The sequence below is a fragment of the Enterobacter sp. 50793107 genome, from assembly GCF_001463365.1.
GTDB lineage: Bacteria > Pseudomonadota > Gammaproteobacteria > Enterobacterales > Enterobacteriaceae > Enterobacter > Enterobacter cloacae.
In genome coordinates, this window is record NZ_LNII01000160.1 from 39,325 (window position 1) to 62,101 (window position 22,777).

Below are 22,777 nucleotides of genomic sequence, written 5' to 3' on the forward strand. Positions count from 1 at the left end.
TAAAAAAAACGGAGCGCTACGCTCCGTTTTTTATGCCCGTCAGTTGGTGGCCGGGTATTCCTGAATGGTCACATGTAGCGTCAGTTTCTTATCGTTGCGCATGACTTCAACCGGGATGATGGAACCCGGGCGAATTTCTGCCACCTGGTCCATCGTCTCAAGCGCAGAGACCGCCGGTGTGCCGTTGACCGACAGAATGACATCATTAACCTGAATGCCCGCATTGGCAGCCGGTCCGCCAGGCGCCACTTCGTTAACCACAATCCCCTGAATCTGATCGATCCCGCCACCCTGCGTATGCATAGGAGCAATTTCGCGACCACCAATCCCGATGTAACCGCGGATCACGCGACCGTCCCGGATCAGCTTGTCCATAATTTTGGTTGCCAGTTGGAACGGAATGGCAAAGCCGATCCCTTCCGGCGTCTCGCCATCGTTGCTTTTATCGAAGGAGAGGGTGTTGATACCCATAAGCTCGCCCAGCGAGTTGACCAGCGCGCCGCCGGAGTTCCCGTGGTTGATGGAGGCATCGGTTTGCAGGAAGTTCTGCCGTCCCGATGGGTTCAGACCGATGCGACCCGTGGCGCTGATGATCCCCTGGGTGATGGTCTGCCCCAGGTTGTATGGGTTACCGATAGCCAGAACCACGTCGCCAATGTGCGGAGTGCGTTTACGGTTGATCGGAATCACCGGCAGCCCGCCGGTGGCGTTGATTTTCAGCACGGCCAGATCGGTCAGGCTGTCAGAACCGACAAGTAAGGCCTCAAACACGCGGCCATCCTGAAGTGCGACGATGATCTGGTCAGCATCGTTGATCACGTGCTTGTTGGTAATGATGTATCCGCGATCGTCCATAATCACGCCGGAGCCGAGGGTACGGATCTCCAGCTGGTTATGGGCTGAACTGTTAAGACCACGGTTGTAGACGTTCACCACTGCGGGTGCGGCACGGCGAACGGCCTGATTATAGGTGACAGGCGTTTCATCCGCGCTGTCAAACTGGGGAGCCGACAGCTTGTTGAACTGGCGTAAAGACGGCATGGCCGCTAACAGCAGGCCCGCAACAATCAAACCGATGGCAATGGAACGAAAGAGCTTTAAAAGCATGATGCGCGTGTCGTTAAAAAAGGAACGGTTTGCAGCATAACATGAGTTATCCCGGACATCACACGCGGCGGTGATACCCGGGATAGCAAATGCTTAGCGCAACAGAATATAGATAGATTCGTTGCCGCGCATAATTTGCAGGGCAATGACCGTTGGTTTACTTTCCAGCACCTTGCGCAGCTCAGCGATAGACTGCACGCGGGTGCGATTCACGCCGATGATCACATCATCCTGATGCAATCCCGCCTGTGCGGCAGGGCTGCTCTTCTCTACGGTATCGATGCTGATGCCTTTGGTGCCGTCTTTAAGCTGCCCGTCGCTGAGCGTCGCGCCCTGCAGTGCCGGGGCGATAAGCTCCGCACTGGCGGAGGAAGAGGTGCTCTTGTCCAGCGTCACTTCCACATTCAGCGGTTTGCCGTCACGAATCAGGCCCAGCTTCACTTTGGCGCCCGGTTCGGTGGTGGCGATACGTGAGCGCAGCTCTGCAAAGCTGCTCAGCGGCTTATCATTCAGGCTGACGATCACATCACCTGATTTAATGCCCGCTTTTGCCGAGCCGGAATTGGGCAGCACTTCACTGACGAACGCACCGCGCTGCACGTTGATGTTGAACGCTTTTGCGATATCGGCGCTCATCTCCATCCCTTTGATGCCCAACAGGCCGCGTTTGACTTCACCAAACTGGATAAGCTGCTGTGCCAGCGTTTTGGCCATATTGCTGGGAATCGCAAACCCGATCCCGATACTGCCGCCACCTGGCGCGAGGATTGCTGTGTTAATACCAATCAGCTCGCCGTTAAGGTTCAGCAGCGCCCCGCCGGAGTTCCCGCGGTTAATTGAGGCATCGGTCTGGATAAAGTTTTCCAGGCCTTCAAGATTCAGGCCGCTGCGCCCCAGCGCGGAAATGATCCCGGAGGTCGCCGTTTGTCCTAAACCAAAGGGGTTGCCCACGGCAACAGCAAAGTCGCCGACGCGCAGTTTGTCGGAGTCCGCGATGGCAATCTGGGTCAGATTACTTGGGTTTTGCACCTGCAACAGCGCGATGTCGCTCTGGTCATCGCCGCCGATCAGTTTGGCATCAAATTCCCGACCATCATTCAGCTGCACGCTGATTTTATCGGCCTGACTGATAACGTGGTTGTTGGTCAGAATATAGCCTTTGGCCGCATCAATGATGACGCCTGAGCCCAGCCCTTCAAAAGGCTGAGCCTGCTGGTCGGGCGACTCATCGCCAAAATATTTTTTCAGTTCTTCAGGTACGCGCTGGCTTTGCACGGCAGTGCCTTCTACCTGCACGCTGACTACCGCAGGCAACACTTTTTCCAGCATGGGTGCGAGGCTCGGAATCGCCGTCTGGCCCGGCACCTGCGAGGGAAGGGCGGCAAAGGCAGGGAAGGACGCCGAGAGAGATAACCCGACACTTAACGCTAACGCGCTCAACAGCTGGTTCTTTTTCTTCATCGATGCTGACTCTCGTAACCTGGAGTAAAGGAAAAAACGGGCCCAAAAACACGTTGATGTTATTGAATTTTAAACCGCTGAACAATGAGGTGTTTAACTAAATAATAGCTGGGGTCAGGAAGAAAGGACGGGCGCAATCGCTGCGCCCGTAAAATAATTTCAGGTTGTGTGATTAATCGCGCTTAACACCGCCGCGCAGCAGGCCGGACGCGCCATCAGAATAGTCGCGAGGCATCTGAACAGGGGCCTGATCGTTACCGGCCTCAGAGTCTGCCAGACGGTTGCGGAACGGGTTGGTTTCCGCGGTCATTTCCGGCAGCAGGCTGCTGGAGCTTTTTGCCATGTGCTGATACAGCTGGCGGTAGTCGGTCGCCATGTTGTCCAGCAGCTCAGCGCTACGGGCAAAGTGGCTGACCAGCTCTTCGCGGTACTCTTCCAGCTCGGCTTTGTTCTTTTCCAGTTCGTATTGCAGTGACTGCTGCTGACGCAATTTGCGATTACCGAAACGCATGGCCACAGCACCGATCACGATGCCGACGACTAAACCGATTAGCGCATATTCCCAGGTCATGAACTTCTCCCGTTGTCTTGTTGTTCCGTAGGGTGTTGGCTCGGCTCCTGCCTGTGCCTGATATTGCCACTATAACCGCTATTTCTGCAGAAGTGGAATCCTGACGTATCATCGCGTAGTGTAGAACGGCCTTTTTTTCATCAGTCACGCCTGCTGATGAGGTTTAATTGAAGGAATAACAACAAGATTATGCAAAACCTGTCCCCCGCATCGCGATATCAACTGGCCCTGGACGAGGGCTCACATCAGCCGGATGACGTTCAACGTGAAGCGGTTAACCGTCTGGATACCCTTTTCCATGAGCTTACGGCAAAACCTGCGGAAGCAGGGCAGAGCGGTGGGCTGAAGGCGGCATTGAGCCGGCTGCTCGGAAAAAAAGAGCTACAGGCTAACGCTCCGGCACGCGGTTTATATATGTGGGGCGGTGTCGGTCGCGGGAAAACCTGGTTGATGGATCTGTTTTATCAGAGCCTGCCGGGTGAGCGTAAACAACGCCTGCACTTCCACCGCTTTATGCTGCGGGTGCATGAAGAGTTAACGGCGCTGCAGGGCAAAAGCGATCCGCTGGAGATTGTGGCTGACAGGTTTAAGGCCGAAACGGACGTCCTCTGTTTCGATGAGTTTTTTGTTTCGGATATCACCGATGCCATGCTGTTGGGCGGCCTGATGAAAGCGCTGTTTGCCCGCGGCATCACGCTGGTCGCCACCTCGAATATTCCGCCGGATGAGCTGTATCGTAACGGCCTCCAGCGGGCGCGTTTTCTGCCTGCCATTGATGCCATCAAAGAGCATTGTGACATTATGAATGTTGATGCGGGCGTGGATTACCGTTTGCGCACGCTGACTCAGGCGCACCTGTGGCTCTCACCGCTGAATGCCGAGACCACCCGCCAGATGGATAAACTGTGGCTGGCGCTGGCGGGGGCAAAGCGCGAAAACGCCCCGACGCTGGAGATTAACCATCGTCCGTTGCCTACGCTCGGTGTTGAAAACCAAACGCTGGCGGTCTCTTTTGCGACGCTGTGCGTGGACGCCCGCAGTCAGCACGACTACATCGCTCTTTCGCGCCTGTTCCACACGGTGATGCTGCTGGATGTACCCGTCATGACACGGCTGATGGAAAGCGAAGCGCGACGCTTCATTGCGCTGGTAGACGAGTTTTACGAACGCCACGTCAAGCTGGTGGTGAGCGCCGAGGTGCCTTTATATGAGGTGTATCAGGGGGAACGTTTGAAGTTTGAGTTCCAGCGCTGCCTGTCGCGCCTGCAGGAGATGCAAAGCGAAGAATACCTGAAGCTGGAGCATATGCCTTAAATGCTACCCTCTCCCCGTGGGAGAGGGGCTGGGGGTGAGGGCACCGGACCGCAAAAACTCGCCCCCCGAAAAACCCATTCCAAATCACATTTAAGGGTCGATCTTTGACCTCAACTTCTCTATAATCTTGCGACCCCACGTTACGAGAAGGTTTTTTTCCCGAAACTTTCTATGTGTCGGCATGAGCTATTCGAAGGGGTAGGTTTGCCGGACTTTGTCGTGTGAACCTCAACTGACTAAACGTTTGGGTGTTCACCAACGTGTAACTTATTATTTGGGTAAGCTTTTAATGAAAACTTTTACAGCTAAACCAGAAACCGTACAACGCGACTGGTATGTTGTTGACGCGACCGGTAAAACTCTGGGCCGTCTGGCTACTGAACTGGCTCGTCGCCTGCGCGGTAAGCACAAAGCGGAATACACTCCGCACGTTGATACTGGTGACTACATCATCGTTCTGAACGCAGAAAAAGTTGCTGTAACCGGCAACAAGCGCGAAGACAAAATGTACTACCACCACACTGGCCACATCGGTGGTATCAAAGAAGCGACCTTTGAAGAGATGATTGCTCGCCGTCCTGAGCGTGTGATTGAAATCGCGGTTAAAGGCATGCTGCCAAAAGGCCCGCTGGGTCGTGCTATGTTCCGTAAACTGAAAGTTTACGCAGGTAACGAGCACAACCACGCGGCACAGCAACCGCAAGTTCTTGACATCTAATCGGGATTATAGGCAATGGCTGAAAATCAATACTACGGCACTGGTCGCCGCAAAAGTTCCGCAGCTCGCGTGTTCATCAAACCGGGCAACGGTAAAATCGTAATCAACCAGCGTTCTCTGGAACAGTACTTCGGTCGCGAAACTGCCCGCATGGTAGTTCGCCAGCCGCTGGAACTGGTTGATATGGTAGAAAAACTGGATCTGTACATCACCGTTAAAGGTGGTGGTATCTCCGGTCAGGCAGGTGCGATCCGTCACGGTATCACCCGCGCTCTGATGGAGTACGACGAATCCCTGCGTTCTGAACTGCGTAAAGCTGGCTTCGTTACTCGTGACGCTCGTCAGGTTGAACGTAAGAAAGTGGGTCTGCGTAAAGCACGTCGTCGTCCACAGTTCTCCAAACGTTAATCATTTTCTGCTCACGCAGAACGATTGGCGAAAAACCCGCTTCGGCGGGTTTTTTTATGGGTAATGCTCAGGTTATCCACATTATCAATGCATATATCTCCTCTTTTTCCGCATTTCCAGAATCCCCTCACCACAAAGCCATCAAAATCTGGTAAACTATCATCCAATTTTCTGCCCAAATATCGGTGAATACTCGATTTTTGTTCGATTCTTGAACAATGTGTCTTCTCTGGGATGGGCGCTACATCATCTGGCTGGCCCCACCGGGTCGGTAGCAGTAAAAATTCTGAATATACCTGGAGGTTTTCATGGCTGTCGCTGCCAACAAACGTTCGGTAATGACGCTGTTTTCTGGTCCTACTGACATTTATAGCCATCAGGTTCGTATCGTGCTGGCCGAGAAGGGTGTCAGTTTTGAGATCGAGCATGTGGAAAAGGATAACCCACCTCAGGATCTGATCGATCTCAACCCGAGCCAAAGTGTACCAACGCTGGTGGATCGCGAGCTGACCCTGTGGGAATCCCGTATCATTATGGAATACCTGGATGAGCGTTTCCCGCATCCACCGCTGATGCCTGTTTACCCTGTTGCGCGTGGCGAAAGCCGCCTGTACATGCAGCGTATCGAGAAAGACTGGTACACGCTGATGAACGTGATCGAAAACGGCTCTGCTTCAGAAGCAGACGCTGCACGTAAGCAACTGCGTGAAGAGCTGCTGGCGATTGCCCCTGTATTCGGCCAAAAACCGTTCTTCCTGAGCGATGAATTCAGCCTGGTGGACTGCTACCTGGCACCGCTGCTGTGGCGTCTGCCGACACTTGGCGTTGAATTCAGCGGCCCGGGCGCAAAAGAGCTGAAAGGCTATATGACCCGCGTCTTTGAACGCGACTCCTTCCTGGCATCCTTAACTGAACCGGAACGTGAAATGCGTCTCGGCCGAGGCTAATGACTGTGGAAATGTCACAACTTTCACCACGCCGTCCGTATCTGCTGCGCGCCTTCTATGAATGGCTGCTGGATAACCAGCTCACGCCGCACCTGGTTGTGGATGTGACGTTGCCGGGCGTGCTGGTTCCGATGGAATACGCGCGTGACGGACAGATCGTTTTGAACATTGCCCCCCGTGCGGTGGGTAATCTTGAACTGGCGAACGACGAAGTGCGTTTTAACGCGCGTTTCGGCGGCGTACCGCGTCAGGTTTCCGTGCCGCTGGCCGCGGTGCTGGCTATCTACGCGCGGGAAAACGGCGCGGGTACGATGTTCGAGCCGGAAGCGGCTTACGATGAAGACGTTGCCAGCCTGAATGAAGACGATGCAACCGGGGAGCGAGACAGCGACACGGTGATGTCGGTTATTGACGGCGACAAACCTGACCGCCAGGATGAAAACGATCCTGATGACGATCCGCCACCACGCGGCGGGCGTCCGGCGCTCAGAGTGGTAAAATAAACGTCATCCATTATAAAATCCAGCCCTCCTCAGTCGGCTGGATTTTTTTTGCCGATGTAATGATTAAGCGCCTGTTGAACGAATATTTTTTCTATGTATAGATTTGTACAAAATTAAGACAGTGCAATGCTTTATTCTATATGACAGAAATTTTGGAATACAAAGCCAGCGAAAATAAATCATCGCAAGCAATAATTATTCTGAATATAAATGGTCTAAAAAGAACTGGAAACCTCTGTTTTATAAATCCTGCCTATTGTTTGAGTAAATCTAAAAAGAAAAGTTAATAAACCTAAGTTGCATGTATTTATGATTTCTATATTATCGCACCATGCATTTTGCAAACGGAGGTAATAGCGACTATCAAGGATGAACTCAGTCGAATTTTATTTTCTTTAAATCATAAGTTATGGATTAACTCGTGAAAAAAATTCTATTGGCTACAGCATTATTCCTTTGCGTAAACTCTACGTTTGCCGCTGAAACCGCGATATTGAAAATTAAAGGGACGCTGACAGCCTCGGCCTGTACTCCTGAATTTAGCAATGGCGGCGTGGTGGACTATGGAAATATCCGCTTAGGTGAATTGTCCTCTACGGCGGTGAACCAGTTAGGGCAACGGAATATCGATCTCACCATTACCTGCACGGCAGCAACAAAAGTGGCCTGGAATATGATAGACGATCGCGCCGACTCTAACGCAGGATTAACCGTTTCTGCCGGTACATTTACGGGTGGGGCACAGAGTGCGACTAACCAGACCTATGGCGTTGGCAAAGCAGGCACGGTAAATATTGGCTCTTATGCCATGTTTATGAAGGTGAATAGCGTTACTGCAGACGGAAAATCTGTCGGTCCAATATATCAGCAGAATGGCTCAACGGCCTGGGCTAAAAGTACCGATGGTTCAAGTCAGGGTGAAAATAATCGCAATATTACCGTCGCATTAGCGGGAAGTATTGACCCGCTTGCTTTCCAGACAGCAACATTTCCGCTGGTAACGTCTCTGGCTATTCAGAATACCACAACGCTTGCCATTACCGATGATACCCGGCTGGATGGTCAGTTGACGATCAGCCTAAAGTATCTGTAATTCTTTCAAATTTAAAGTGAGTTAAATTTAATGCAGAGGGAATACGCTTTCTCTCAAAAATAAGCGCCATCAACACGGAATGTTAAGTAGTGCTTTCAAGGAATATACATATGACATGCTCTAAAAAGGTTTTATTTAAAACACTCGCTGCCGCAGCTTTATTCTCTGCGCAGTTTGGCGTACATGCAGCCGGTATGGTGCCAGAAACCAGTCTGCTAGTGATCGATGAAGCGACCCACAGTGGCACCATCAACGTCAAAAATACCGATAGCCATCCGTCGCTGCTGTACACCGACGTGGTGGATCTGCCAGATGATAAAGGCCTGAAACTCGTCACCACTCAGCCCGTGGTGCGTCTTGAGCCCGGTCAGACTCAGCAATTGCGCTTCATCCTGCAAACCAGCAAACCGCTGGACGTTGAGCACTACAAGCGTGTGACCTTCGAAGGGATCCCGCCGAAGAGCGATGACAATAAAGTGAAAATTGGCATCAATATTCGCCAGGACCTTCCCGTGCTGATTCGCCCTGCGAAGCTGGCCGTGGTAACCGATGCGTGGAAATTCCTCGAATGGACCGCGTCAGGCACGTCCGTCACGGTAAAAAACCCAAGCAAATATGTTGTGCGTCTGGCACAGAACGTGGTGCTGCAGCCTTCGGGTATCAGCGGATCGCTTGCCAAAACCTACATTTTACCCGGTGAAACCATGACGGTTTCTATGGGCAAATCCGTCAGTGGAAACACGAAAGTGAAGTTTTTCCCGGCCAGCCGTTATGGGGTAGAAGTGCCCAGCTTTATCTCGGATCTCAATAAAAAATAAAGGATTATGGCGGTGCGTAAAAAAAGCCAACTTGCACTTTTTGTGCGCGCTGTGATTTATAGCGCAATACCTCTGATGTTGCTTGATGCTCCCTCCCTCCATGCGAGGGAGGTGACGTTTGATACTGATATCCTGAAATCACGTGGTCTTGGGGCCGATCTAAACCGCTATTTTGCACAAGCGCCGCGCTTTTTACCGGGGACGCATTCCGTTTCTGTCAAAGTGAACGGTAACGATCGCGGAACAGCGGCCGTACGCTTCAGTGAAGACGGAACGATGTGCGTTGATAACGACTTCCTGGAATTTGCAGGTCTCATGCCGGTGCCCATAAAGGCGAATGAAACCTGCCATGATCTGCGTAGCGATTACGCTCAGGCGGTGATCAATCCCTTGCCAAACCAGGAAGCGGTCGAGCTTTATCTGCCAGCGGAAGCACTTAACAGCCTGAGCGCTGATGTCAAAAATTTCCAGCATGGCGGCACGGCAGGCATGCTTAACTACTCGCTCTTCAGCACCAAAAACGAATACAGCGGAAGTGACAGCAGCAGTAACCGTTACTCACAGGCAAGCCTGGAGGCGGGCTTCAACGCGATGGACTGGTCGCTACGCAGCCGCTATATCCTGACGGATGACAACGGCAACCGAAACGCAGAGAGTATTTATACCTACGCAGAGCATGTGTTTGTTCCTCAACGCCTGACCATGCAGGTGGGGGAAATTAACGCCATGTCAGATGTGTTAAGCGGCGTCCCGATTACCGGTGTGCAGTTAATGCCGACCAGTGGTCTGCAGAAAGACAGTTCGGGGGTGAGCGTATCCGGTATTGCCCGAACCTCGCAGGCGCGCGTTGAAGTGCGTCAAAACGGAAGACTCATTTTTAACACGTTAGTACCGGCGGGCCCGTTCACGCTGGATGACGTCCCGATGGTCCGTAACAACGTCGATCTTGACGTCACCGTTGTGGAGTCCGACGGTTCGACCAACCGCTACATTGTTCCCGCCGCATCCGTAAAAGCCCGAAATCTTTCAAAACCAAACGGCCTGACCGTTTCGGCGGGCCAGGTGCGTGGTATAGACAGTGACTACAGCGATCCGCTGGTGTTCAACGTATCCGATGGCTGGCGAATTTTCCCCTGGATGAACCTGCTTGCCTCCGGCGTGGTGGCCGAAGATTACCAGGCCGCGGGGGCGCGCACAGAATTTATGGTTACCGATGGCTGGAACGTCTCAACCAGTATGGCCGCCAGCAACGCGCAATTTGGCGACAGTGATAACGGTATCAAAAACGAACTCCAGAGCGATTACTCGTTGACTGAGAATGTCGGCCTGTCTGCCAGCGTGGCGCATTACAGCGGTGATTATCGTGAACTCGCAGATGCCATGGATGATGATTATCAGGGCTATGACAACAGTTATTCGGCCAACGTACGTTGGTCCACAGAATTGGCCGGGGCATTTAGCGCGGGCCTGAGCTACAACCAGGCCGCAGGAGACGGCGAAGATTCCCGCTACTTGCTTCTGTCGTGGGGGAAAACCTTCAAATACGCTTCAATCAACGTGAACTGGCAAAGCGCAGTGGGCAGCACGGATGACGACCAGGACGACGATCTGCTCTATATCAACCTCAGCATTCCGTTAGGCGGTTCGCAGAGCCTGAGTTCGTATATGCGTAAGCAGGGCGACAGCACCAGCTATGGTCTGGCGAACAGCGGGTCGCTGGGAGAGAACACCAACTACTATATTTCTGCCGATCGTGATGACGAATCACAGGAAAACAGCTTCAACGGCAACATCAACACTAATCTTCACTACACCCAGCTTAGCGTCGGGGGCGGTACCAGCGGCGATCATCAGCGTAACTACAATGCGACCCTGTCTGGCGGCATTGCGATGCACAAAGACGGTGTGACCTTCTCACCGTATTCCATCAAGGACACGTTTGCCATCGCCAGACTTAGCGAACCGAAAGCGGGCGTTGAGATCACCACGCCGCAGGGCACCGTCTGGACCGACCGCTGGGGCCAGGCTGTCATTCCCGGCCTGACTGAATGGCGTAACTCACGTATCGAAGTGGATGCGAACAAGCTACCGCAGAGCATGACCCTGGCGAACGGGACCAAATATATTGCTGCTGCACATGGCTCGGTAAGCGAAGTGAGCTTCAAAGTATTGAACAGCCGCCGCGTGATGTTACGTATTAAGCAGGCCGACGGGAAGCCGCTGACGAAAGGTCTGTCGGTGGTGGATGATAAAAATAACTACGTGGTGACGGTGGTTGATGACGGACATGTCTTCCTGAACGATGCCGATCAGATTAGCGCGCTTTATGCCGTTGATGATGACAATAACCGTCTGTGCAAACTTGATTTTACGCTTCCTGAAAAGCACGACGAAGACGCGTTTTACGAAGAAGTTAACGGAGTATGTCGATGAACATTCAACGTCTGGCTGCGCTATTGCTGCTTGCTTTGCCGTGCCTTTCTTATGCTGACGATTGTCAGCTAACGCTCTCTCAGCCAGTTGTGGATTATCACCAGATGCGGCGTGACAGCATTGTCACCAGCCAGCAGAGCTGGAACAAAATGCCGGGAAAAGACATAAATGTCAGCGTCTATTGCCCGGAAAAACAACAGATGGCGACGCTGTTACAGGGGGCTTCTGGTCAGAAAGGGCGTTTTCAGTTTGGTCAGAACGGTGGTGTGGCGATAAAGGTCAGCAACCTGACGCTGGATGGTAAAAGCTACAACGTAGGGAAAACAACGGATCAGGTGAATTTTACGCCGGATACTGATAACGGGTCATCGCTCTATATCCGCAATAACGAGGCTGTCGTGGCGGTTGAAAACGGCAGGGTACCCAGCGGCCAGCAGATGAACTTTACCGTCACCATTTTCCCGGTGCTCAATGACAGCGCGTTTAACCATATTTCGGATCAAACCGCGCTGGAGACCGATTTAACCTGGCAACTGCTTAAAAAATAAAAGTTGGCCCGGCAATCGCCGGGCCATTTTTTACACTTCCAGATAGTTCAGTATACCGTCTGCCGCCTTACGGCCTTCGGCAATTGCCGTCACCACCAGGTCAGAACCACGAACGATATCACCACCGGCGAAGATTTTCGGGTTGCTGGTCTGGAACGCATTGTCGCTGCCTTCTGGCGCGATAATACGACCCTGCGAATCCAGCTCAACGCTGTGCTTCGCCAGCCACTCCATGCTGTGAGGACGGAAACCGAACGCCATGACGACCGCGTCAGCCGGGATCACGTGCTCAGAACCAGCCACGATCTCCGCGCGACGACGGCCTTTGGCATCCGGGGCACCCATCTCGGTGCGCGCCATCTTCACGCCGCTCACTTTACCGTTGGCATTCACTTCAATACCCAGAGGCTGGATGTTGAACTGGAACTCCACGCCCTCTTCACGCGCGTTTTTCACTTCGCGTTTTGAGCCCGGCATGTTCTCTTCGTCACGACGGTAAGCACAGATTACGTGCGCCGCGTTCTGACGAATGGAGGTACGCACGCAGTCCATCGCGGTGTCACCACCGCCCAGCACCACCACGCGTTTGCCTTCCATGCTGACGTAAGGCTCATCGGCCGTTTCGCCATATCCCATGATCTGCTTGGTGTTGGCAATCAGGAACGGCAGCGCGTCGTACACCCCTGGCGCGTCTTCGTTCTCGAGCCCGCCACGCATGGACTGATAGGTACCCACGCCCAGGAACACGGCGTCGTAATCCTTCAGCAGATCGTCGAGCTGCACGTCGCGGCCCACTTCTACATTCAGTTTGAACTCAATGCCCATGCCGGTGAAGATTTCACGGCGACGGGTCATAACCTCTTTCTCCAGCTTGAAGGCCGGGATACCGAAGGTCAGCAGGCCGCCGATCTCCGGATGACGGTCAAAGACCACCGCCTTCACGCCGTTACGGGTCAGGACATCCGCACAGGCCAGGCCCGCCGGACCCGCGCCGATGATCGCCACGCGCTTATCGGTTTGCTTCACGCCGGTCATATCCGGACGCCAGCCCATCTCAAACGCTTTATCGTTGATGTAACGCTCAATGTTACCGATGGTCACCGCGCCAAACTCGTCGTTCAGCGTACAGGAGCCTTCACACAGACGGTCCTGCGGACACACGCGGCCGCACACTTCTGGCAGGGTGTTGGTCTGGTGAGAAAGCTCGGCGGCTTCAAAAATACGCCCTTCGTTGGCCAGCTTCAGCCAGTTAGGGATGTAGTTATGGACCGGACATTTCCACTCACAGTAAGGGTTACCGCAGGACAGGCAACGGTCTGCCTGTGCTTTGGCCTGGCCTTCTGAAAACGGCTCATAGATTTCTACAAATTCAATTTTACGGATCTTCAGCGGTTTCTTTGGCGGATCAACACGCTGCAGGTCGATAAACTGGTATACGTTCTGGCTCATCTGAATTCCTTACTGCGCCTGCACACGCAGCTCTGCTGCGCTACGACTACGGTGACCCAACAGGGCTTTAACATCGCTGGACTTCGGTTTAACCAGCGCGAATTTCGCAGAGAACGCTGGCCAGTTCGCCAAGATCTCTTCGCCGCGCGAAGAACCGGTATGCTGCACGTGTTCGGTAATCAAACCGCGCAGGTGTTCTTCGTGGATCGCCAGCGTATCAACGTCCAGCACTTCCACCAGCTCTGGGTTCACGCGTTTGCGGAACTCACCATCTTCATCCAGGACGTATGCAAAACCGCCCGTCATGCCTGCGCCAAAGTTCACGCCGGTTTTCCCCAGCACGCAAACAATCCCGCCCGTCATGTATTCACAGCCGTTATCACCAATGCCTTCCACCACGGTGATAGCACCGGAGTTACGCACCGCAAAACGCTCACCCGCACGGCCCGCGGCAAACAGACGGCCACCGGTCGCGCCGTAAAGACAGGTGTTACCGATGATGCTGGCTTCGTGACTGCGGAAGGCAGAGCCCACCGGAGGACGCACCGCCAGCAGACCACCCGCCATGCCTTTACCGACGTAGTCGTTAGCATCGCCAGTCAGGTACAGCTCAACGCCGCCGGCATTCCACACGCCGAAGCTCTGACCCGCCGTACCGCTGAAGTGCGCGGTGATCGGATCCGCTGCCAGCCCCTGATCGCCGTGCGTTTGCGCGATGTAACCAGAGAGCGACGCACCCACAGAGCGGTCGGTGTTGCGGATATCAAACCAGAACGTTTTACTCTGCTTCTCATCCACATATGGCTTCGCCTGCTGCAGCAGCTGCGCGTTCAGCACGCCATTGTCGAACGGCGGGTTGTTCTCGGTGCAGTAGACCGCTTTACCCGGATGCGGCTCGGCCGTTTCCAGCAGCTTGCCCAGATCCAGTTTCTGCTGTTTGGCAGTGAAACCGTCCAGCTCTTTCAGCAGGTCGGTACGGCCAATCAGATCCACCAGACGTTTTACACCCAGTTGCGCCATCAGCTCGCGGGTTTCACGGGCGATGAAGTCAAAGTAGTTTGTCACTTTGAACGGCAGGCCGTGATAGTGGTTCTTACGCAGCTTCTCGTCCTGGGTTGCAACGCCGGTCGCACAGTTGTTCAGGTGGCAAATACGCAGGTATTTACAGCCCAGCGCAACCATCGGGCCGGTACCAAAGCCGAAGCTTTCCGCACCCAGAATCGCCGCTTTGATGATGTCGAGGCCGGTTTTCAGGCCGCCGTCCACCTGCAGACGGATCTTATGACGCAGACCGTTTGCCACCAGTGCCTGTTGGGTTTCCACCAGGCCCAGCTCCCACGGACAACCCGCGTATTTCACGGAAGAGAGCGGGCTTGCACCAGTACCACCGTCATAACCGGCGATGGTGATGAGATCCGCATAGGCTTTCGCCACACCGGTCGCGATGGTGCCGACGCCCGGTTCGGAAACCAGCTTCACGGAGATCATCGCTTTCGGGTTTACCTGTTTCAGGTCGAAAATCAGCTGCGCCAGATCCTCGATAGAGTAGATATCGTGGTGCGGCGGCGGGGAGATCAGCGTCACGCCCGGTACCGAGTAACGCAGTTTAGCGATGTACGGGGTGACTTTATCACCCGGTAACTGACCGCCTTCGCCCGGTTTTGCCCCCTGAGCGACTTTAATCTGAATGACGTCGGCGTTAACCAGGTACGCAGGCGTTACGCCAAAGCGACCGGATGCCACCTGCTTGATACGGGACACTTTATTGGTGCCGTAGCGGGCAGGATCTTCACCGCCTTCACCGGAGTTAGAGTTACCGCCGATGCTGTTCATCGCTTCGGCCAGCGCCTCGTGGGCTTCCGGGCTTAATGCGCCGATGGACATCGCAGCGGTGTCGAAGCGTTTGAACAGCTCAGACGCAGGCTCTACGTCGTCGATGCTGACCGCTTCATCACCTGGGTTCAGCGCCAGCAGATCGCGCAGCGTGGCTGCCGGGCGGTTGTTCACCAGCTCAGCATACTGCTGATAATCGCTGTACTCGCCGCTCTGGACGGCCTGCTGCAGCGTGCGCACCACGTCCGGGTTGTAGGCGTGATATTCGCCACCGTGAACGTACTTCAGCAGACCACCTTGCTCCAGCGGCTTACGTGCCAGCCAGGCGCGCTTAGACAGGTTCACCAGATCCTGCTGGAAGTCGGCAAAACCGGCTCCACCGATGCGGCTGACCACGCCCTGGAAGCAGAGGTTTGCCACGTCGTTATGCAGGCCAACCGCTTCAAACAGCTTCGAGCAGCGGTAAGAGGCGATGGTCGAGATGCCCATTTTGGACATGATCTTGTAAAGGCCTTTGTTGATGCCGTTACGGTAGTTCAGCATCACGGTACGGTAATCTTTGTCGATCGCGCGGGTGTCCACCAGACGAGCCAGCGTTTCGTAGGCCAGGTATGGATAGATCGCCGTCGCACCAAAGCCTAACAGCACGGCAAAGTGGTGCGGATCGCGTGCGCTTGCGGTTTCAACAATGATGTTGGCGTCGCAGCGCAGGCTCTTATCGACCAGACGCGTCTGGATAGCCCCCACCGCCATTGGCGCAGGTACCGGCAGGCGGTTCTTCGCAATATTACGGTCAGACAGCACCAGCAGAACGGTGCCGTTACGCACCATCTGTTCCGCTTTGTCACACAGCGCGTTCACCGTCTCTTCGAGGGTCGCTTCGGTCACGTCGAAGGTGATATCGAGCGTGTCAGCGCGGTAGTGATCCTCTTTCAGCGTGGTGAGCTGTTTGAAATCGGAGTAAAGCAGGATCGGAGATTTAAAGGTCAGGCGGTGAGCCTGGCCTTCTGCCTCGCAGAAGACGTTCATCTCGCGACCAATGCTTGTTGCCAATGACATGACGTGGGCTTCACGCAGCGGGTCGATTGGCGGGTTGGTCACCTGTGCAAACTGTTGACGGAAGTAGTCATAAATTACACGTGGCTGACTGGAGAGCACGGCAAACGGGGTATCGTCACCCATGGAGCCGACAGCCTCCTGGCCGTTTTCACCAAGCACGCGGATGACGGAATCCAGCTCTTCCGCACTGTAGTTAAACTGCTTCTGGAAGCTTGCCAGCGTATCGTCGTCCAGCTCGCGGCTGCCCACTTCTTCGTCCGGCAGATCTTCGAACGGTACCAGACGGCGCACGTTTTTCTCCATCCACTCTTTATAGGGATGGCGGCTCTTCAGATCGTTGTCTGTTTCAGCGGAGTGCAGAATACGCCCACCGCGGGTATCGATAACCATCAGCTCGCCCGGCCCAACACGGCCTTTCTCAACCACTTCGTCAGGCTGGTAATCCCAGATACCGACTTCTGAGGCGCAGGTGATGAGCTTGTCTTTGGTGATGACGTAGCGCGCCGGACGCAGACCGTTACGGTCCAGGTTACAGGCGGCAAAACGACCGTCGGACATGACGATGCCCGCCGGGCCATCCCATGGCTCCATGTGCATGGAGTTAAAGTCAAAGAATGCACGCAGCTCCGGATCCATATCCGGATTGTTCTGCCAGGCCGGTGGCACGAGCAGACGCATGGCACGCACGATATCCATGCCGCCTGCCAGCAGCAGCTCCAGCATGTTATCCATGGAGCTGGAGTCAGAGCCGGTTTCGTTAACGAACGGCGCAGCATCATGCAGGTCCGGGATCAGTGGGGTCTGGAACTTATAGGTACGGGCGCGCGCCCACTGGCGGTTACCGGTGATGGTGTTGATCTCGCCGTTGTGCGCCAGATAGCGGAACGGTTGTGCCAGTGGCCAGCGTGGAACGGTGTTGGTGGAGAAGCGCTGGTGGAACAGGCAAATGGCCGATTCCAGACGCAGGTCCGCCAGGTCCAGGTAGAAGCGCGGCAGGTCAGCCGGCATACACAGACCTTTATAGATGTTCACCAGGTTCGAGAGGCTACAGACATAGAACTCTTTGTCGTCCTGGAGACGTTTTTCAATGCGGCGGCGGGCAATAAACAGACGGCGTTCCATATCACGTGGACGCCAGCCCGCAGGCGCATTAACAAAAATCTGTTCAATACGAGGCAGCGAGGAGAGGGCGATTTCACCGAGCACCCCTTCGTTGGTTGGCACATCGCGCCAGCCGACAATAGACAGGGTTTCACGCTGAAGTTCTTCTTCAACGATGCGGCGTGAGGCGGCAGCTTTTTCAGGATCCTGATTCAGGAACAGCATACCGACAGCGTAGTTTTTGGCTAAACGCCAGCCGCGCTCTTCCGCCACGATACGGAAGAAACGATCCGGTTTTTGCAGCAGCAGGCCGCAACCGTCGCCGGTTTTACCATCGGCAAGGATGGCACCACGGTGCTGCATACGGGCCAGTGCGTGAATAGCAGTACGCACTACCTTGTGGCTAGGTTCGCCTTCTATGTGGGCGATCAGGCCGAAACCACAGTTATCCTTCTCAAGGGATTTATCGTACAACATATCAGTGAACCTCCCCAGGCTCGTCGGGCTTCCCACTGAACCGTGGCGCACAGGCACAGAAAGAGCATGGCGACGGGGTTTGCGTTTCATACGCGGACCTCGCATTCGCCCTCTTTTCATCCTTTCGCGCAGGTAAACAAGTTTGAGGACTTGCTTCAGAGGGAATCTCAATTACTGCATAAATATGATGAGCAGGCCGCTCATCCAGAAAGCTTCCAGCGGATTTCCAACTTATCGGGAATTGGTACACAGGTCAAATGGCAATCTTATTTATACAAAAATGTGCTATAGAGAAGATAATGCATTGTATTTAAAAGATATTTAACTATTTTTACAACCACTAAGCGCCCTGCGAAGTCGCAGCGGAGTGTGATCTGACTCACTATATGAAAGCGGTATTATTGATGCAGCGTGCTGAATGCCGGTTTTTTTACAGGATAATAAACTGCTGTGCGGTTTAAACCCGCATAAAGTCACTGTTTTTCAGTGCTGGCGTTATAAATAAAAAAAACAATCAGAACATAAGGAAAAGTAATCACATTTGGCGTGAATGAAATTGCAGTAATCTTGAGTAGTTATTCAAATAGATAAAGGCCAGCCAGGGCGATTGATCCAGGTCATCGCCGATGGTGGCTAAAAATGGCAGGCTTGTCCCCTTTCTTCGGGACGGTCTATCAGATTATGCAGTTACAGAAATTAGTCAATATGTTTGGTGGGGATCTTTTGCAGCGCTACGGGCAAAAGGTTCACAAGCTGACGCTGCATGGCGGTTTTAGCTGCCCGAATCGCGATGGTACGCTCGGGCGCGGCGGCTGCACCTTCTGTAACGTGGCCTCCTTTGCGGACGAGGCGCAGCAGCATAAATCTATCGCGGAACAGCTCGCGCATCAGGCCCGTCTTGTGAACCGGGCAAAGCAGTATCTGGCCTATTTCCAGGCCTACACCAGCACATGGGCGGAAGTGCAGGTGCTGCGTTCGATGTATCAACAGGCGGTCGCTCAGGCGAACATTGTCGGGCTGTGTGTCGGTACGCGTCCGGACTGCGTGCCTGACGCGGTGCTGGATTTACTCAGCGAGTATAAAGAGCAGGGCTATGAGATCTGGCTGGAACTAGGCCTGCAGAGCGCGCATGACAAAACCCTGCACCGTATTAATCGCGGCCATGATTTTGCCTGCTATCAGCGCACCACGCGCCTTGCCCGCGAACGTGGCCTGAAAGTCTGCACGCATCTGATTGTCGGCCTGCCGGGAGAAGGGCAGCAGCATGGCCTGGAGACGCTGGAAAAAGTCATTGAGACAGGCGTGGACGGGATCAAGCTGCACCCGCTGCATATTGTGCAGGGCAGCATTATGGCCAAAGCCTGGCAAGCCGGGCGGTTAAATGGCATCGCACTCGACGAGTATACGGTAACGGCAGGGGAGATGATCCGTCATACGCCGCCCGAGATTGTCTATCACCGTATCTCCGCCAGCGCCCGTCGTCCAACGCTTCTGGCACCGCTGTGGTGTGAGAACCGCTGGACGGGGATGGTGGAGATTGATCGCTATCTGCATGAGCACGGTGTGCAGGGCTCGGCGCTGGGACGGCCGTGGGTTGCTCCGCTACCGGCGGCGACCGCCTAACAGACTCCCCAGCATGCCGCGCACTATCTGATTCGTGACCTGCCGCGCGGCGCTTTTCGCCATTGTCTGCACAACGCCATCGCGCTTGCCGCCGCGCGGCCCGGTACTGCCAAACAAAATGTCTTTCAGCCCGCCCAGAATGCCGTCATCCACCGCGACTGACTGACCCCTGGCGGGTGGGGCGTCCTGCGAGTCGGTGGTGGCCTGTACCCCTTTTTGCAGCATCTCGAAGGCAGATTCGCGATCCACTTCATCTTCGTATTTCCCGTAAACCGGGGAGTGGTTAATCAGGCCGTTGCGCTCATCGTCCGTTACCGGCCCCATTCGCGAGCAAGGGGCAATCACCATGGCGCGTTCCACAATGGACGGGCTGCCTTTGGCATCCAGGAAGGAGATCAGCGCTTCACCGGTACCCAGCGCCTGAATCGCCGCTTCGGTATCAAAGGCCGGGTTCGCGCGCATGGTTTGTGCGGCAGCTTTGACGGCTTTCTGATCTTTTGGCGTAAAGGCGCGCAGGGCGTGCTGGACGCGATTACCGAGCTGCCCCAGCACGTTATCGGGGATATCCGACGGGTTTTGCGAAACAAACCACACGCCGACGCCTTTGGAGCGGATCAGCCGGATAACCTGCTCGATCTTGTCGAGCAGCACCTGCGGCGCATCGTTGAACAGCAGGTGCGCTTCGTCGAAGAAGAACACCAGCTTCGGCTTCTCAAGGTCGCCCGCCTCCGGCAGCTGTTCGTAAAGTTCAGAGAGCATCCACAGCAGGCTGGCGGCGTAGAGTTTCGGCATCTGATAGAGCTTCTCTGAGCTCAGAATGTTGATGATGCCTTTGCCGTTGCTGTCAGTGCGCATCCAGTCTTTGATATCCAGCATCGGCTCGCCGAAGAAATGCTCTGCACCCTGTTGCTCCAGCGTCAGTAACCCGCGCTGAATGGCCCCCACGGAGGCACTGCTGATGTTGCCGTACTGGTTCTGGAAGGATTTAGCGTTATCGCCGATGTATTGGGTAATGGCGCGCAGATCTTTGAAATCGAGCAGCAGCAGCCCCTGATCGTCGGCAATACGGAAGATGATGTTCAACACCCCGGACTGGACATCGTTGAGATTCAGAAGACGGGCCAGCAGCAGCGGGCCAAGATCGGAGACGGTGGCACGTACCGGATGACCTTTCTCACCAAAGATATCCCAGACAACTACCGGGTTGTTGTGCGGCGTCCAGTCATTGACGCCGATATTTTTCAGACGCTCAAGGAGTTTTTCTGAGGGTGCCCCCTCCTGAGCCACACCGGTTAAATCGCCTTTTACATCGGCCATAAAGACCGGCACGCCAATCTCAGAGAGCGATTCGGCCAGCTTCTGCAGGGTAACGGTTTTCCCCGTCCCGGTGGCGCCGGTGATCAGGCCGTGACGGTTCGCCATCGCAGGCAGTAGAAACAGCTCTTTCTCCAGCGTCCTGGCAATTAACAATGGTGTACTCATGATACTCATCCTCTCTTAGTCCTGGGTGGAGTATAGGCAACCTGACGGCAAAATGGCGTTAAAAATTCCTTACTTTGCGGCGTATTACCCAGCGCGGACTATGCTTTTGCATACGGTTCACAACAAGTTGAGAATGTATGTCCAGATTCTTTTTTAATAATCGCAAACAACTGGTCAACGATGCTATTGAAGGCATTCTGATTTCTGCTCCGCACGGTAACCTCGTCAAGCTTGATGTTGATCCTGCCATTCGCATTGTGGCCCGCAGCGACTGGGACAAGAGCCGCGTGGCGGTGATCTCCGGTGGCGGTTCCGGCCACGAGCCTGCACACGCCGGGTTTGTCGGCAAAGGTATGTTGACGGCAGCAGTGTGCGGCGATCTGTTCGCCTCGCCGAGCGTGGATGCGGTGCTGAATGCCATTGTGGCGGTGACGGGTGACCGTGGCTGCCTGCTGATCGTTAAAAACTACACCGGTGACCGCCTGAATTTTGGTCTGGCGGCAGAAAAGGCGAAACGCTACGGCCTGAAGGTGGAGATGGTCATTGTGGCAGACGATATTGCGCTGCCGGACAACAAACAGCCGCGCGGCATTGCCGGTACGGCGCTGGTTCATAAGATCGCGGGTTATGCCGCAGAGCACGGAAAATCGCTGAGTGAAGTGCGTAATATTGCGCAACAGGCCTGCGATAACCTCTGGAGCCTGGGTGTTGCGATGCAAACGTGTAATCTGCCGGGAAGCGACGAGGAAGAAGGGCGCATTAAGCAAGGTCATGTCGAGCTGGGTCTGGGCATTCATGGTGAGCCGGGGGCTTCCGTCGTGGATACGCAGAACAGTAAAGCGATTATCGACACGCTGGTGACGCCGCTCAAGGCGAAGGCGGGTGACGGGCGCTTCGCAGTGTTGATCAATAACCTGGGGGGCGTATCAGCGCTTGAGATGGCTCTGCTCACCAAAGAGCTGGCCCACTCGGCACTGAAAGATAACCTGGCGTATCTGATTGGCCCGGCACCGCTGGTGAGCGCCCTCGATATGAAGGGCTTTTCGCTGACGCTGCTGAAGTTAAACGATCTGTTCGAAAAAGCCCTTCATGAAGAGGTTGAGACGCTGGGCTGGCAGAAGCCGGTGGCGTTTGCCCCGCTGCGTACCCTGGAGCATAGTGCGATCCATGACCGCGTGGAGTTTACCCCGTCCGCAAATCCGCAGGTGGGCGAATATGTCTCTGTGGTGACAAAGACGTTGATTCAGCTGGAAAACCGTCTGAACGCGCTGGATGCGAAAGTGGGGGATGGCGATACCGGATCCACCTTTGCGCAAGGGGCGCGGGAGATTGCGCAGCGTCTGGAGGAGAACAACCTTCCTCTTAACGACGTGTCGACATTACTTCTGCTGGTGGGCGAGCGGCTGGCAACGGTGATGGGCGGATCGAGTGGCGTATTAATGTCGATCTTTTTCACGGCAGCCGGACAAAAGCTGCATGACGGACAATCGCTTGCGGATGCATTGCTGAGCGGGCTGGCACAGATGAAGCAGTATGGCGGGGCCGATCTCGGCGATCGCACGCTGATCGATGCGCTACAGCCGGCGCTGGAGACGTTGCAGAAAAACGATCTTCAGGCGGCGGCGCAGGCGGCACAGCAGGGCGCAGAGGCAACGGCCAGAATGGGCAAAGCGGGCGCGGGACGTTCGTCGTATGTGAATAAAGAGAATCTGGATGGGGTAATGGATCCGGGAGCGGTTGCGGTGGCAGAGGTGTTTAAGGCCATGGTAGAAGCAAAACGGTAACAACCGTTACCGTTTTTAGTGTTTGCGCCCTCTCCCGGTGGGAGAGGG

The 22,777-nt window shown here is 54.7% G+C and carries 17 protein-coding genes; 11 read left to right on the top strand and 6 right to left on the bottom strand.

The annotated features are described in order from the left end of the window. Window positions 1–39 precede the first annotated feature (39 nt). The 3 genes from degS to zapG form a co-directional block, all read right to left on the bottom strand. Window positions 40–1,107 (bottom strand): outer membrane-stress sensor serine endopeptidase DegS, encoded by a 1,068-nt coding sequence (gene degS, locus APU11_RS21770; protein ID WP_058651432.1) that lies wholly within the window; start codon window positions 1,105–1,107, stop codon window positions 40–42. 93 nt (window positions 1,108–1,200) lie between these two features. After that, window positions 1,201–2,568 (bottom strand): serine endoprotease DegQ, encoded by a 1,368-nt coding sequence (gene degQ / locus APU11_RS21775; protein WP_013098969.1) that lies wholly within the window; start codon window positions 2,566–2,568, stop codon window positions 1,201–1,203. Window positions 2,569–2,740: 172 nt separating this feature from the next. Then, window positions 2,741–3,139: a Z-ring associated protein ZapG gene (gene zapG / locus APU11_RS21780; protein WP_008502832.1), complete on the bottom strand. Its 399-nt coding sequence runs from the start codon at window positions 3,137–3,139 to the stop codon at window positions 2,741–2,743. Between the two features lie 189 nt (window positions 3,140–3,328). Here zapG and zapE point away from each other — a divergent pair, with 189 nt between their 5' ends. From zapE to APU11_RS21830, 9 genes are all read left to right on the top strand, one after another. Continuing rightward, window positions 3,329–4,453: a cell division protein ZapE gene (gene zapE, locus APU11_RS21785; protein WP_058651431.1), complete on the top strand. Its 1,125-nt coding sequence runs from the start codon at window positions 3,329–3,331 to the stop codon at window positions 4,451–4,453. A 289-nt stretch (window positions 4,454–4,742) separates the two neighbouring features. Then, the gene (gene rplM, locus APU11_RS21790; RefSeq protein WP_013098967.1) at window positions 4,743–5,171 is read left to right on the top strand and encodes a 50S ribosomal protein L13; all 429 of its coding nucleotides are present in this window, start codon (window positions 4,743–4,745) and stop codon (window positions 5,169–5,171) included. A gap of 15 nt (window positions 5,172–5,186) precedes the next feature. Further along, on the top strand, window positions 5,187–5,579 hold the full coding sequence (gene rpsI / locus APU11_RS21795) for a 30S ribosomal protein S9 (RefSeq protein ID WP_000829818.1): 393 nt from the start codon (window positions 5,187–5,189) through the stop codon (window positions 5,577–5,579). 308 nt (window positions 5,580–5,887) lie between these two features. Continuing rightward, window positions 5,888–6,526: a stringent starvation protein SspA gene (gene sspA / locus APU11_RS21805; protein WP_013098965.1), complete on the top strand. Its 639-nt coding sequence runs from the start codon at window positions 5,888–5,890 to the stop codon at window positions 6,524–6,526. A 5-nt stretch (window positions 6,527–6,531) separates the two neighbouring features. Continuing rightward, a complete protein-coding gene (gene sspB / locus APU11_RS21810; RefSeq protein ID WP_013098964.1) occupies window positions 6,532–7,029 on the top strand; it encodes a ClpXP protease specificity-enhancing factor in 498 nt (165 codons plus the stop codon). Between the two features lie 421 nt (window positions 7,030–7,450). After that, window positions 7,451–8,122, top strand: a complete 672-nt coding sequence (locus APU11_RS21815) for a DUF1120 domain-containing protein (RefSeq protein WP_058651430.1) — start codon at window positions 7,451–7,453, stop codon at window positions 8,120–8,122. Window positions 8,123–8,232: 110 nt separating this feature from the next. Further along, the gene (locus APU11_RS21820; RefSeq protein WP_038420707.1) at window positions 8,233–8,940 is read left to right on the top strand and encodes a fimbria/pilus chaperone family protein; all 708 of its coding nucleotides are present in this window, start codon (window positions 8,233–8,235) and stop codon (window positions 8,938–8,940) included. A 6-nt stretch (window positions 8,941–8,946) separates the two neighbouring features. Further along, entirely contained in the window at window positions 8,947–11,373 is a 2,427-nt protein-coding gene (locus APU11_RS21825; RefSeq protein WP_013098961.1) for a fimbrial biogenesis outer membrane usher protein, read from the top strand. Then, window positions 11,370–11,921 carry a hypothetical protein gene (locus APU11_RS21830; RefSeq protein WP_058651429.1) on the top strand — a complete coding sequence of 184 codons (552 nt, stop codon included), beginning with the start codon at window positions 11,370–11,372 and terminating at the stop codon, window positions 11,919–11,921. Before APU11_RS21825 ends, APU11_RS21830 begins: the two co-directional genes overlap by 4 nt. Window positions 11,922–11,951: 30 nt before the next feature. On the opposite strand, the gene gltD is transcribed toward APU11_RS21830, so the two are convergent. Both gltD and gltB read right to left on the bottom strand, forming a co-directional pair. Further along, entirely contained in the window at window positions 11,952–13,370 is a 1,419-nt protein-coding gene (gene gltD, locus APU11_RS21835; RefSeq protein WP_013098959.1) for a glutamate synthase subunit GltD, read from the bottom strand. 9 nt (window positions 13,371–13,379) lie between these two features. After that, window positions 13,380–17,840, bottom strand: coding sequence for a glutamate synthase large subunit (gene gltB / locus APU11_RS21840; protein WP_013098958.1), 4,461 nt, complete (start codon window positions 17,838–17,840; stop codon window positions 13,380–13,382). Window positions 17,841–18,521: 681 nt separating this feature from the next. On the opposite strand from gltB, the gene APU11_RS21850 reads away from it, so the two are divergent. After that, window positions 18,522–19,463: a TIGR01212 family radical SAM protein gene (locus APU11_RS21850; protein ID WP_096896980.1), complete on the top strand. Its 942-nt coding sequence runs from the start codon at window positions 18,522–18,524 to the stop codon at window positions 19,461–19,463. Here the strand turns inward: APU11_RS21850 and APU11_RS21855 are convergent. Beyond that, entirely contained in the window at window positions 19,443–20,945 is a 1,503-nt protein-coding gene (locus APU11_RS21855; RefSeq protein WP_013098956.1) for a helicase HerA-like C-terminal domain-containing protein, read from the bottom strand. The genes APU11_RS21850 and APU11_RS21855 overlap by 21 nt on opposite strands. Before the next feature lie 137 nt (window positions 20,946–21,082). On the opposite strand from APU11_RS21855, the gene APU11_RS21860 reads away from it, so the two are divergent. Further along, complete coding sequence (locus APU11_RS21860) at window positions 21,083–22,729, top strand: dihydroxyacetone kinase subunit DhaK (protein WP_040021918.1); 1,647 nt, start codon at window positions 21,083–21,085, stop codon at window positions 22,727–22,729. Window positions 22,730–22,777: the final 48 nt, after the last annotated feature.